The 13177-nt window shown below is 59.5% G+C and carries 11 protein-coding genes and 1 pseudogene; 5 read left to right on the top strand and 7 right to left on the bottom strand.

All coding sequences use genetic code 11. The annotated features are described in order from the left end of the window. Positions 1-87: 87 nt before the first annotated feature. Positions 88-999, bottom strand: a complete 912-nt coding sequence (locus JSY17_RS18140; protein ID WP_117166913.1) for a LysR family transcriptional regulator — start codon at positions 997-999, stop codon at positions 88-90. Positions 1000-1133: 134 nt separating this feature from the next. On the opposite strand from JSY17_RS18140, the gene JSY17_RS18135 reads away from it, so the two are divergent. Both JSY17_RS18135 and JSY17_RS18130 read left to right on the top strand, forming a co-directional pair. Further along, positions 1134-2189, top strand: a complete 1056-nt coding sequence (locus JSY17_RS18135) for a tartrate dehydrogenase (protein ID WP_117182212.1) — start codon at positions 1134-1136, stop codon at positions 2187-2189. A 92-nt stretch (positions 2190-2281) separates the two neighbouring features. Next, a complete protein-coding gene (locus JSY17_RS18130) occupies positions 2282-3619 on the top strand; it encodes a dicarboxylate/amino acid:cation symporter (protein ID WP_206402594.1) in 1338 nt (445 codons plus the stop codon). Between the two features lie 27 nt (positions 3620-3646). Here the strand turns inward: JSY17_RS18130 and mksF are convergent, their stop codons facing one another. The 3 genes from mksF to mksB are packed head-to-tail and all read right to left on the bottom strand — an operon-like array spanning position 3647 to position 8440. Next, positions 3647-6469, bottom strand: a complete 2823-nt coding sequence (gene mksF / locus JSY17_RS18125; RefSeq protein WP_117182216.1) for an Mks condensin complex protein MksF — start codon at positions 6467-6469, stop codon at positions 3647-3649. Further along, positions 6466-7170: an Mks condensin complex protein MksE gene (gene mksE, locus JSY17_RS18120; protein ID WP_117182218.1), complete on the bottom strand. Its 705-nt coding sequence runs from the start codon at positions 7168-7170 to the stop codon at positions 6466-6468. The genes mksF and mksE overlap by 4 nt, the downstream gene beginning before the upstream one ends. Continuing rightward, complete coding sequence (mksB, locus tag JSY17_RS18115; protein ID WP_200980646.1) at positions 7160-8440, bottom strand: Mks condensin complex protein MksB; 1281 nt, start codon at positions 8438-8440, stop codon at positions 7160-7162. The genes mksE and mksB overlap by 11 nt, the downstream gene beginning before the upstream one ends. 144 nt (positions 8441-8584) lie before the next feature. On the opposite strand from mksB, the gene JSY17_RS18110 reads away from it, so the two are divergent. From JSY17_RS18110 to can, 3 genes are all read left to right on the top strand, one after another. Beyond that, entirely contained in the window at positions 8585-9391 is an 807-nt protein-coding gene (locus JSY17_RS18110) for an energy transducer TonB (RefSeq protein WP_122372633.1), read from the top strand. Further along, the gene (rimI, locus tag JSY17_RS18105; RefSeq protein WP_117166920.1) at positions 9384-9836 is read left to right on the top strand and encodes a ribosomal protein S18-alanine N-acetyltransferase; all 453 of its coding nucleotides are present in this window, start codon (positions 9384-9386) and stop codon (positions 9834-9836) included. Before JSY17_RS18110 ends, rimI begins: the two co-directional genes overlap by 8 nt. Positions 9837-9935: 99 nt before the next feature. Continuing rightward, positions 9936-10571 carry a carbonate dehydratase gene (gene can, locus JSY17_RS18100; RefSeq protein WP_117166921.1) on the top strand — a complete coding sequence of 212 codons (636 nt, stop codon included), beginning with the start codon at positions 9936-9938 and terminating at the stop codon, positions 10569-10571. A gap of 56 nt (positions 10572-10627) precedes the next feature. Here can and JSY17_RS26100 read toward each other — a convergent pair whose 3' ends face one another. The 3 genes and pseudogenes from JSY17_RS26100 to JSY17_RS18090 all read right to left on the bottom strand — a co-directional run bounded on the left by JSY17_RS26100 (position 10628) and on the right by JSY17_RS18090 (position 13069). Beyond that, a complete protein-coding gene (locus JSY17_RS26100) occupies positions 10628-11332 on the bottom strand; it encodes a methyl-accepting chemotaxis protein (RefSeq protein WP_404823411.1) in 705 nt (234 codons plus the stop codon). Between the two features lie 384 nt (positions 11333-11716). Continuing rightward, positions 11717-12301 (bottom strand): annotated as a pseudogene (locus JSY17_RS26095) (MCP four helix bundle domain-containing protein); the annotation flags it as partial. Between the two features lie 96 nt (positions 12302-12397). Then, on the bottom strand, positions 12398-13069 hold the full coding sequence (locus tag JSY17_RS18090; RefSeq protein ID WP_117182225.1) for an HD domain-containing protein: 672 nt from the start codon (positions 13067-13069) through the stop codon (positions 12398-12400). Positions 13070-13177: the final 108 nt, after the last annotated feature.

Here is a 13177-nt window from a genome sequence, read left to right as displayed (position 1 = left end):
GAGAGTAGGTCATCGTCAAGATTCAATTCCGAAACCCCTATCTGCACACGCAGGTAGGGGTTTTGTCTTTGTGGCCTCCGGCGAACATCACTCCGCCTCGTCCAGATTGTCGATATGCCTGAAGCGCTCCACCAGAAAATCTATCAGGCTGCGAACCCGGGCCGACAGATGCAACTGCTGTGGATAAACCGCATACACATCCGCCCGAGTCGGAGTCTGGTCTTCCAGCACCAGACGTAACCGGCCACTGCGCACATACCGGGCGATATCCCATTCGGCCCTGAGCAATATTCCATAGCCCTCCAGCGCCCAGTTCAGGGCCACCTCGCCGTCATTACAGCCCAACGCTCCACGCACTTTGATGTTCTGGGTTTTCCCGCCGTTGGTAAAACTCCATACCCCATGGGGTGTTTCGTTCTGCCTCAGAAAAATGCAGTTGTGCTGCTGCAGATCCGACAAGCGCTGCGGCACACCATGCCGTTCCAGATAAAGGGGAGAAGCGCACAGCAAGCGCCGGTTGGAGGCGATCTTGCGGGCATGGAAGGCGGCATCCGGAAGTGTGCCGAAGCGAATCCCCAGGTCAAAGCCATGGGTGGCCAGGTCCAGCGGGTGATCGGTGATTTCCAGCTGGATTTCCACTTCCGGGTAGCGTGAAAAGAACGCCGCCAGTGCAGGCCCGATATAACGACGGCCAAAGCCTAGGGACGCATTGACGCGAATCAGCCCTTTGGGCGTGGCTCGGCTGCTGCTCACCAACTGCTCGACCTCATCGATCTGAGTCAGGATGCGCGCCGCATGGGAGAAATACAGCTCGCCCTCGGCGGTCAGGCTCATCGAGCGGGTTGTGCGATTGACCAGGCGCACACCAAACCGTGCTTCCAGTGCGCTCAGCCGTTTGCTGACGGCCGGAGGTGTGATTCCCAGTTCTCGTGCCGTGGCGGCGAGGCTGCCCTGATTGGCCAGCAGGTAGAAAAAAGACAGGTCCAGAGTCTGATTCATTCGTAACTCAAGGTTATGGATGTAGTTATTTTGAGTAACTCACAGCTTTGTGCTCACTACATATACTCCGCTCACACCCTGCTGAACAGCCTGTTCGGCAGTACAACAAGAACGAATCGAGAGTGGAGTTGAACATGAGCGCATACAAGATTGCTGCAGTTCCAGGTGATGGCATCGGTGTCGAAGTGATTGCCGCAGGTGTCGAGGTGCTGCAAGTCCTGTCGAAGAAAGCCGGGTTTGAAATCGCTTTCAAACATTTCGACTGGAACTCCGATAACTACCTGAAAAACGGTTACTACATTCCTGAAGGTGGTCTTGAGGAACTGAAAACCTTCGACGCCATTTTCTTCGGCGCAGTCGGTGCTCTGAACGTGCCTGACCATATTTCCCTCTGGGGCTTGCGTCTGCCGATCTGCCAGGGCTTCGACCAATACGCCAACGTACGCCCGGCCCGTGTACTGCCCGGTGTGAAAAGCCCGCTGCATAACGGCGATCAGATCGACTGGGTTGTGGTGCGCGAGAACTCCGAAGGTGAATACTCCGGCAATGGTGGCCGTGTTCATAAAGGCCTGCCGGAAGAAGTCGCTACAGAGGTGTCGGTATTCACCCGAGCCGGTGTCGAGCGGATCCACCGCTTCGCCTTTGAACTGGCGCAAAGCCGTCCGCGCAAGCACCTGACCATGGTTACCAAATCCAACGCCCAGCGTCACGGCATGGTGCTGTGGGACGAGATTTTCTATGAAGTCGCCAAGGACTTCCCGGACGTGAAAATCGACAAGGAACTGGTAGACGCCGTCACCACCCGCATGGTGCTCAAGCCATCGACCCTGGACGTGATTGTCGCCACCAACCTGCACGCCGATATCCTGTCCGATCTGGCCGCGGCGTTGTCTGGCAGCCTGGGTATTGCGCCGACTGCCAACCTGAACCCGTCGCGCAAATTCCCTTCCATGTTCGAGCCGATTCACGGTTCTGCCTTCGACATTACCGGCAAGGGCGTAGCCAACCCGGTCGCTACCTTCTGGACCGCTGCCATGATGCTTGAGCACCTGGGCGAAGCGGCTGCGGCAAGGCAGTTGATCTCGGCCATCGAGGCGGTGACCGAAAGTGGTCTGCACACACCTGACCTCGGCGGCAACGCTACCACCCGGCAAATCACCGATGCGGTGATCGAGCTGATCAATCGCTGATTCAAAGTAGTACTGCGGCATAACGCCAGGAGGGCGATCATCGATGCGCCCCCTGGCATTTCCTGACAACAATAAAAAATCAGGGCCCCGTCATGAAAAGAATTCTTTCCAAGCTTTATATACAAGTCCTGCTTGCCGTCATTCTCGGCGCCGTCGTCGGTGTGCTGGTTCCTGAAACCGGAGCAGCGCTCAAGCCTCTCGGCGATGCCTTCATCAAACTGATCAAGATGCTGCTTGCGCCGGTGATATTCCTGACCGTCGTGACCGGCATTGCCCGCATGGAAAACATGAAAGAGTTGGGGCGCGTCGGCTTTCGTGCCCTGATCTATTTCGAAGTGGTATCGACCCTGGCTCTGGTCCTGGGGCTGATCGTCGTTGATGTGTTCAAGCCGGGTGCAGGCATGAACATCGATCCGGCCACGCTGGATACCTCCAGCCTCGCGACTTACACGACTGCAGCCAAGCATGCCACGTTCATGGATTTCGTGATGAACATGATCCCCGACACCATCGTGGATGCCTTCGCCAAAGGCAATGTGCTGCAAATCCTGCTGTTTTCGGTACTGCTCGGCGTTGCCCTGGCGAATGTCGGTCCGCGTGGCAAGGCGTTCGTCGATACGCTGGATAGCCTGATGCAGGGCATGTTCAAGATCGTCGGCATGGTGATGCGCCTGGCACCCATTGGGGCTTTCGGTGCGATTGCCTTCACCATCGGCAAATACGGTTTCGGTTCGCTGTTCTCGCTGGGCAAGCTGATGGCCTGTGTCTACCTCACCTGCGCAGTCTTCGTGATCTTCGTACTCGGCCCGATCTGCCGTTACAGCGGTTTCAGCCTGTGGAAATTCCTGCGCTTCATCAAGGAGGAGTTGTTCACGGTACTGGGCACCAGTTCGTCGGAGTCGGTGTTGCCGCAGATGATTTCCAAGATGGAGAAAGCCGGTGTTTCCAAGCCGGTGGCCGGGATGATCATTCCGTCGGGTCTGACCTTCAACCCCGACGGACAGGCGATCTACTACACCATCGCGGCGATCTTCATTGCCCAGGCGACCAACACACCATTGACCCTGACCGATCAGTTGATCGTGCTCGCCGTGCTGATGTTCACGTCCAAGGGCTCTGCAGGTGTGACCGGTTCCGGGTTCATCATTCTGGCTGCGACACTGGCATCGCTTGGGACCATTCCGGTGGCAGGCATGGTGTTGCTGTTGGGGGTGGACCGCTTCATGTCCGAGGCGCGAGCCATCACCAACACCATCGGCAACGGTGTCGGCACCATGGCTATCGCCAAGTGGGTGGGAGCTCTGGATACGGAGAAGATGAACAAGGCGCTCAATGGCGAACCGCAGGAGATCAAGCCTGAAACCGTGGCTCCTGCAGCCACCACGGCCAATGTCGTCTTGCCGGCAATGAAAGGTGCTCCTCAGATCTGAAAGAGCACCTTCCACGCTTCGGCGCTGTTATTCAGCCAGCGCCGGAGCTTCTTGCTGTTTCAGCTCTTCACGACGGCGGATGTACTTCCAGTCCGCTTCGTCGATGTAGATGCCGTTGGGGCCGCTACCGCCTTCCAGGTCGATGGCCACATGGGCCGAGACTTGAGGTTTCACACTCGCCAGGATCGGCACGAAGCCCAGTTGCAGGCTGGTTTCCAGCAGTGCGGCCTGGTTCTTCTCGTCGATGTCCGCTGCCTCATCCAGGTAGTACGGCAAGCGCACGCGCCCGGCCAGATCACGGTCCATCAAGTGCAGCAACAGGTACATGTTGGTCAGCGCCTTGATGGTCATGGTCGTACCGTTGGACGCGGCACCGTCGATATCGGTATGGATGACCGGCTGGCCATGCACCTTGGTGATCTCGAACGCCAGCTCGAACAGGTCCTTGAGGCCAAGCTGGTTGTGGTTGGCGGCGACCAGTCGCGCCAGATACTCCTTGGCTTCCTCGTTCTTGTTGTCCTGCTCGGCGCTCTGAGTCAGATCGAACACGGACAGGGTTTCACCCTCTTCATACTGACCGGCGCTGTGGATGATCTGGTCGATATGCTTGAGGGCTTCCTTGTTCGGCGCAAGAACGATACGGAAGCTGGCCAGGTTGGACACCTGACGCTTGTTGATCTCGCGGTTGAACAGCGCCAGTTGGTGTTCGAGGCTGTCGTAGTCGCTGCGGATATTGCGCAAGGTACGGGCGATATCCGTAACGGCAGCACGTCGCGCCTTGCCCAGGGTCAGGGCTTCGTCGGTGCGGTGCGCGTAAGCGTTGATCAGCAGTTGCAGGCGACGCTCCACGTCTTCCTCGCTGTCGAACTTGGCCACCCCCTTGAGGCGCACCTGGGCATACAGCGCTTCGATCTGGCCGTCGCTGCGCAGCAGGCTCTGCCAGCTGTCCTGATAGTCGTTGAGCAGGGGCAGCAGGTTGTCCATGGAATCGTCGACCGGGTCCATGAACGGCGTACCGAACGGCATGTCCGCCGGCAGCAACTGGCGACGGCGCAGTGCGTCATCCAGTGTGCGTTGCTTGGCTTCCATATCGCCGATCTGCCGGGCGACCAGTTGCAGCTTGGCGGACAGTTGCTGGACGCGCTCGGTGAAGGCATCGCTGGAGCGCTTGAGTTCGTCCTGCGCTGCTTCCAGTTGTGCCAGTTCCTCATGCTTGCCGGCTTCTTCTGCGCTCAGGGTCTGGCAGCGGCGGAAATCTTCCAGTGCCTTTTGGGCGTCCAGAACCTGCTGGTACAGGGCTTCTGTCTGGGTCTTGCTGGCAGCACGGTCGGCAGCAACGGCCTGCTGGGTTTTCAGTTGCTTGAGTTCTTTTTCCAGACGCTCTTTCTGGTCACGCAATGCGGCACGGTCTGCCAGCGCCTGCAAGGCCGGTGGCTCGATATTCGACAGGTTGATCGACAGGCCCGGCACCTGGAACTGATCGCCCTTGAAGCCATCGAGGATGGTTTCCAGAGACTTGACCCAGGCATCGCCGTCGTCCAGCGCAATGCCTTGCTCGCCCAGCGGCAGGCTGAACAGCGCGCTGTTGAACAGGCGCATCAGACGCTCGACGTCCGGTTGCGAGAACTCTTCGCGCAGACGTGCGTAGCTGTTGTTGTCGGCGTGATCGAGCTGTTGCTTGACCGACTTCAGGCGTTTTTCCAGATCCCGCAGACGCTCTTCCAGATCCTCGGCGCTGAACTGACGGGACTGAGCCAGCGCACCGGCCAGTTCGTCGTGCGCGTCCTTGGCGGCCAGCAGTTGCTGTTCCAGCACCTTGACGTCATCGACCAGCGCAAAGCGGTTCTTGAGGACCGACAGCTCGCCGATCCAGCGCTGAATGCTGCTGATCTCTCGCTCCAGGCGCATCAGTTCCTGAGTGCTGTTGCGCTGATCGTTCTGCATCTCGTCCTGCTGGGCGCGGAAATGCTCGGCCTGGGTGACCAGCTCTTCCTTGCGGGCGCTGGAGTAGTCCGACCAGGTACCGAGCAGCGAGTCCAGCAGCGGCGACAGGCGATGCAACTTGCCGCGCAGGATATCGCGCTGCTTGACGCCGGCGGCCAGCGCTTCGACCAGCGGGCCGGCCAGCACCAGCGAGTTGTAGTCCTGCTCCATACGGCGCACATCGCGGAACGCTTCTTCACACGCGGCGATGTAATCGACGCTACCGGAACGCAGGCTGTGCTCGAAAGCATCCAGGAACAGCTGCTTGAGTTTGGCAGCGGTGATTTCGCGCATGTGCAGCAGGTTGATGAACAGCGCGCGGAAGGTCTTGAGGCTCTGTTCGCTGGTGGAGCGCAACGGAATCAGCGTCAGGTCCAGCGGGATCGAAGTGTGTCCACCGACCAACAGGCGACGCAGTTCGTCCGGCTTCAACTCATAGGCCTTCAGGCCCTTGCTTTCCAGATTGCTGAACAGCTCTTTCTGGCGCAGGCAGGTGTCGTTCTTCTGGTAATGGCTCAGGTCCAGCTCACCGGCATAGGCGAAGAACTGGTGACCGAAACCGCCGCCCGGGCCACGACCGACGACGCCGATCACGTGCGGGCCGTGGGGCAGGGCGACTTCCACCAGAATGTAGCTGGTGTCCGAGGCAAAGTAGAAACGGCGCGATTGCTCCAGGCTGTACTTGCCGAAGCTCATGTCCGACATGCGTGCCAGAATCGGGAACTGCAGTGCGTTGATCGAAGCGCTCTTGCCCAGGTTGTTTGCGCCGTAGACCGACAGCGGGTTTTCCAGCGGGAACAGACCAAGGCTATAGCCGGCGGTATTGAGCAGGGCAAAGCGGCGAATGCCATAACGTTCCTGGCTCATGCGTCCATCTCCTGTTGTTCTTCAGCGATTGCGCGGGCCAGGGCCTGCTCTTCGGTCTCTTCTTCGAACTCGGTCAGGTCCAGCGGATCGTCGGTTTTCAGCAGTTTCTCGTCACTATCGTCATCGATCAGGATCGGCGTCGGCAGAGGCAGGTCGCTGTGCAGGCTGGCGGCCAGATCACGGTCTTGCTGGACCGACAGGCACACGTCGAGGAAACGGTGCATCGGCGGCAGGAAGCGGTAGATGCCCACTTCTTCACTGGCAAAGCCCAGTTGAGTCATGCGGCGCATGATCTTCTCTTCGAGTTCTTCCTGGGTCTGGACTTCAGCCTGGAGGAACAGGTCACGGTATTTGTCCAGCATCGAAGGCAACTCGTCGCGGCCCAATGTGCCGCCGTCGAGCACGGCCATCGGGTCGCGACCCTGGTCGGCCAGATGCTCGACCAGGATGAAGGTGAACAGTGCCAGACGCTGTGCGGTCTTGTTGACCTGAGCGGCGGCCAGTTCCGGGACGAAGTAGTAGAAGCCGCGGGTATCGCAGACCAGCTCGAAGCCCAATGCCTTGAACAGGGTGCGGTACTGGTCCTGGGCATTGGACAGTTGGGCATACAGCTCCGGGTCGCGGCGACTGATGTGATAGCCCTTGAACAGCTCGCGAAAGATCGGCGCAAGCTGGGACATTTCGGAAAGATCAAGATGCATGAACAGGGCTCTCGGAATTCTCGGGCTGCTCGTCTCGGGTCGAGAGCAGGGCGAAGGAGCGCAGGCTGACGCGGTGCTCCTGAGTGAAATACTCGCGACGCTCCAGGCGTTCACGGGCGAAGCGCTTGTCGCGGGACAGGCGCGAGAACCAGTACAACAGCTCGTCGGTGGCGCCGTTGGGTTCCTGCTCCAGCAGCCAGACCATCAGGTCCGGCATGGGCAGAGCGTCTTCGCAGCGTTCGAGCATTTCCTTGACGGTGCGCGGTGCCTGAGGCGCTGCGCCCTTGCGTGCAGTACCGCTGGCCTTGGGGAAGCGTGCGGGTTTGGGCTCGAAGCGGGCCAGAGCGTAGACATAAGCCTCGACCTGGCTGGCGCTGCCCAGAAACGTACTCTGCGGGCGCGTGAACATCGGCATTGCCGCTTGCGGCACGGCATCCAGTCCTTTGCGGCGGATGGCCGACAAGGCCAGCGCGGCGCCACGGGTCACGGCGTTGTGGCGACGGGCCTCCTCGCGCAGCGGCAGCAGCAGCTCACGTGCGTGGCGCAGGGTGAGCTGGGCGCTGGTCTGCATTTCCAGGATGCGTGCGTGGGTGCGCAGCAGCATGTCGTCGTCCACCAGATGACCAAGGCGCTGCTGCTCGGTCAGCAGGCGCAACAGGACGTTCTCGACCTTGCGCACGCCTTGCTCGAAGGCTCCGTCGGCATTGACCAGCTGAATCATCGGTTCGACGTATTCGTCCCAGGTGGCCAGAACCTCGGCATAGCGCTGGCGCAGCGGAATCTGGCGGTCGCTGGTCTTGGCCCGATCGGCTACCGCGACCAGTGCCTGTTCGTCGTTGGCGAGCTTTTTCAGGACATCGCGCACGCGCATGTCCAGCAGGCGCAACTGGCGAGCCAGGTCGCTGGCGTCGCGAATGTCGAAGGCGTCCTGAATGTAACCGGCCAGCCGCTCCAGATGGCGCAGGTAGGCTTCGATTTCCAGACACAGGCCCAGACGGTGCTCGCGGCGCAGATAGGACAGGAAGTCATGGATCTGTGCATTGAGCTCGAAACGGTTCGGGCTTTTGGCGACAGGCACCAGAATGTCGAGGCGAATCCACACGTCCAACAGGTTGGTGATGTCTTGCGGGGTGCTGTCCAGCTGCTGAGCGGCCAGTTGCAGACGCAGTTCGCTCAGGCTCAGGGTGCCTTGGTCGAAGTGTTCGCATAAAGGCTCGAGGAGCGCCCAGTGCTCGGCAAGGGCGCGCAGGACGCGCTTGGGTTCGATCATTGGTTGGCCGACTGTTGGCAAATGAAAAACAGCGATTGTACTGCATCAGCCACCCAAGATTTCATCTCCCGGCGATCAACTGCGGCGCGAAACTGCGAACAGCGCTAGAATTGCGCGCTTAACTTATCCACAGGTGGCTGACCTTTGCTCAACGAGTCCCGTCGCCGCGCCTATCTGACCTCCATGCAGGTGGTCAGCTGGCTGCCGCGCACAGAACTGCCTTTCGCTGCTCCGTCGCGTCCGGAGCTGCTTGCGCCGTTGCCGGTCGAGGTCGAAAGCGTTGCGCCTGTCGTGCCTGAATCTTCGGTTGCGACTCCATCTCCGGTGGCATCCGCTACCGCGCCGGTTACGCGCCAGGCCGAGCGGCCGAAGATCGAAGTACCTCGGCCATCCTCCGCCAGCAAGAGCGCTCCAGTGGCTGCGGCCGAAGAGGCCGAGGCTGCGCCTACGGTCAAGGCCGTTGTCGTGCCGCCACCGCGTTTCTCCCTGCAATTGCTGCGGGCCGGGCGCTGCATGCTGCTGGTCGAATTGCCTACCGGGCAGCCCTTCCAGAGCCGCGACCCTGCCTATCTGCTGCTCAAGGACATGCTGCGCGCTGCCGGTTTGCCCGACAGCCCGCAGATCATTGGCGAGCCTGTGCGCTGGCCGCTTCTGGTGCGCGGCAACATGGATCAGGGGCCTGACGCGGCGCGTGATTTCGTGCAGGGGTTTGTCGCCGCTCGCCTGGAAGACGAGCCTTGTGCCTGTCTGTGGCTGATTGGCCAGCCCGCCGTGCGCTTTGCCGGTGAGGCCGATGTCGAAGCTTTCAATCGTGAACTGCAGGTCGAAGGCCTGGGTGTCGCCTGGGCGCTGCCAGGCCTGGAATTACTGATGGACGAGCCTCATCGCAAGGCAGACGTCTGGCAAGCCATGCGTCGGCTGATGGCGCGCTGGAAATCCATAGATGAGTGATGCAATAACCTTTCGCCCGATGACCGAGGCCGATCTGGATGCGGTCTTGAAGATCGAATACGCCGCTTTCAGTCATCCCTGGACGCGAGGCATATTTCTCGAAGGTCTGAAATCCTATGACATCTGGCTGATGTTCGAGGGCGCGCAGCAGGTAGGGCATGGTGTCATCCAGGTCATCATCGACGAGGCGCATCTGCTCAACATCACCATCAAGCCGGAAAGCCAGGGCCGTGGTCTGGGGCTGCGCCTGCTGGATCACCTGATGAAGCGTGCCTACCAGCTCAATGGTCGTGAATGTTTCCTGGAACTGCGCGACAGCAATCGGGCCGCTTACCGCTTGTATGAAAACTATGGTTTCAACGAGATCGGTCGGCGTCGGGATTACTACCCGGCTGTCGGAGGACGCGAGGATGCAGTCGTGATGGCCTGTACGCTGCTGGAGTAGTCGCCAACGGCGCAAATACTCGCAAGTAGTGGCACCTTGGCGTGACTTGGCGTGTGGGACGCGAGTCAAAGCTGGGCATCATTATCGAGGCGTCATAGCATGAACGATCTACAAGACCTGATTGATAACAACGAACGTTGGGCCGATGCGATCAAACAGGAAGACCCTGAGTTCTTCGCCAAGCTGGCTCGCCAGCAAACCCCGGAATACCTCTGGATCGGCTGCTCGGATGCACGCGTTCCCGCCAACGAGATCGTAGGCATGTTGCCTGGCGATCTGTTCGTACACCGCAACGTGGCCAACGTTGTGCTGCACACCGACCTGAACTGCCTGTCAGTCATTCAGTACGCCGTTGATGTACTGAAGGTCAAACACATCCTCGTGACCGGGCATTATGGTTGCGGTGGTGTGCGCGCTTCGATGCAGGACCGTCAGTTCGGCCTGATCGATGGCTGGCTGCGCACGATTCGCGACCTGTATTACGAAAAGCGTGAAGAGTTGGCGAAACTGCCGACCGAGGAAGAGCGGGTTGATCGCCTGTGCGAACTCAACGTGATTCAGCAGGTGGCCAACGTCGGCCATACCAGCATCGTTCAGAACGCCTGGCATCGTGGTCAGAGCCTGTCGGTGCATGGCTGCATCTACGGCATCAAGGATGGCCGCTGGAAAAGCCTGGACACGACCATCAGTGGCCCTGAGCAATTGCCACCGCAGTATCGCCTGCGTCCGCTGTAAGACCTGCCGCCGCAGCGAATTCATTCGCGAATGAATTCGCTGCGAGGGGTGTGCTCTCAGAGCACAAACTTCTGCACCATCATGTTCAGATCCGTGGCCAGCATCGACAATGCGTTGCTGGCTACGGTGGTCTGCTGTGCGCCTGAAGCGGTCTGGCTGGAAAGGTCGCGAATGCTGCTCAGGTTGCGATCCACTTCACCGGCCACCTGGGCCTGTTGTTCGGCGGCGCTGGCGATCATCAGGTTGCGGTCGTTGATGGTCGTGGTCGAACTGATGATCACCGTCAGGGCTTCACCCGTTGCGGCTGCCTGTTCCAGGGTCTGGTTGGCCTGGGTTGCGGTGTGGCGCAGGGCGTTTGCGGTTTCCTGAGTGCTTTGCTGGACGCCGTTGATCAATCCTTCGATTTCCGTTGTCGAGGCGCTGGTGCGTTGCGCCAGAGAGCGCACCTCATCGGCGACGACCGCAAATCCACGACCCGCTTCACCGGCCCTTGCCGCTTCGATGGCCGCGTTGAGCGCCAGCAGGTTGGTCTGGTTGGCGATGGCGCGAATCACATCGAGAATGCTGCTGATGTTCTGGGTCCGTTCGGCCAGCCCTTCTGCCTGATGGGACGAGTCCAGCACATTGCTGGTCAACTCCTTGATCGAACTGATGGTGGCCGACAATCGATCCCGACCTTGTGCTGCCGCCAGGTTGGAGGCTTCCGATTCGGTCACGGTATTGCTGGCATTGCCCGCCACTTCTACCGCTGCCTGGCTCATCTGGTTTACGGCGACGGCGGCCTGTTCGATTTCATTGTTTTGCATCTGCAGGTTGAGCGCGCTGGCTTCGGCGATGGTGCCCATTTCCTGCACCGATTGGGAGAGCTGGGTGGCTGCGGCATAAATCTGGTCGATGGTGCCATGCAGGTTACTGCGCATGCGTCCGAGCATCATGAGCAATTGCGCGGGTTCGTCCTTGCCCTGGGGGATGGTCTGCTCGGTCAGATCGCCCTCGGCGATGGTATTGGCTATGTGCAGCGCATGACGCACCGGATGAATGATGCTCACGCTCAAACGCCAGGCCAGCAGAAGGGTCAATGCCAAGGCCAGTGCGATTGCGCTCAGGGCGATGATGCGGGTCTGGTTGTAGCTGGTGCCGGCCGCTTCGACGGCCGTTGCCGCACTTTGCTTGTTGAGTTCGCGCAGCAGTTGCACCTGCATGTCCATCAGGTCGCCCTGCAAGGACAGCATGGTGTTGGAAAGCATCCGCGCCTCGTCCAGCTTGCGTTGCTCGATCAGGCTGATCTCGTCCTGCAGGCCGGGCATGAAGGCGTTATAGGCTTCCTGCAGGGCGATGATCGAATCATGCTCGGTGCCAGCAGGAATACGGGCCAGATAGTCGGTGAAACCTTTTTCGACTTCATTCCTGAGTTGTTCGACATTGATCTTGCTGTTGATCACCGCACCGGGATCATCGGCATTGGCAATCAGGCGTGTGGTTTCGCTGCGCAGTTTCACCAGGTTGATCGCAATGCCATCGGCCATCGCGATACTGGGCAGGGCACCGCTTTCAACGGCTTCGCCCTGCTTGCGAATATCCTGCATCTGAAACAGGCAGAAAGCTCCCAGCGCAACCATCAGCAACGAGGTGATGCCGAAACACAGCACCAGGCGCGGAGTGATCCTGAAGCGGCGCAATACCGTCGTTCCGGATTGCTTGCGCAAAAAACGAGGCAGGAATCTTTTCACGGCGGACAACCCCTATAGGCGGCATTTCGGAGAGCCGTTTATAAGGCAGTTGTGTGATGTCTTTATGACATCGATTGGTGTGAGGTAATTCTGACGTCAAGAATCTGCGATGTGTTCGGGAGCGCCTATTTCTTCCATCAATTCATCCAGAAAGCGCTTCAACCGCGCGTGCCTGACTTGCGCCATTTGCGCGCCGGTGCGGGTCTGGAAGCCATCGGCCAGATGCAGCAGTTTGGTGTGGAAGTGATCGACAGCAAAATGCTTGTCGTCATAGGGCCTCCCGCTAGCCTGAGGGTCCTGCGAGTCATAGAGAAAGCCGCCCATCCGCCCGGACACATAGAACACGCGGGCCACGCCCACCATGCCCATGGCGTCGAGCCGGTCGGCGTCCTGCAGGATTCTGGCTTCGAGCGTTACAGGTGTGATGGCTGCCGAAAAACTATGGGCTTCGATGGCATGGGCAACGGCGGCGATTCGTGTCTCGTCCCAACCTGTTTCGGTCAGCAGATCCGTGGCCTTGGCGGCTGCCAGTCGAGAGGCGCTGGCGCGGAATGGGGAGTCCTTTTCGACCGAGACACAGTCATGCAGCAAGGTCGCCGCCAGCAGGATTTCCTGATCCCCGCCCTCATGATCGCGAATGGCGCAGACGTTCTTCCAGACCCGCAACAAGTGAGAGATATCGTGTGAACCATCGAACCTCTTCGCCTGAGTGTGCGGGATCAGTAATCTGGCGAGGTCCTGGAAGGGGGCGAAACCGGCGTATGTCATCGATGAAATCCTGAAGAAACTTCTACAAGTAAAGCATTCTCTGTAACGACGTTCGACAGGCTTGCAGATGGCTATCCCCCTGAAAGGGTAAAAACCCTTTATAATCCA

Origin of the sequence: Pseudomonas capsici, assembly GCF_017165765.1 — a bacterium.
GTDB classification, from domain to species: domain Bacteria; phylum Pseudomonadota; class Gammaproteobacteria; order Pseudomonadales; family Pseudomonadaceae; genus Aquipseudomonas; species Aquipseudomonas capsici.
The sequence above is the reverse complement of the archived record's forward strand: the minus strand, read 5'-3'. Positions and strand labels throughout refer to the sequence as shown.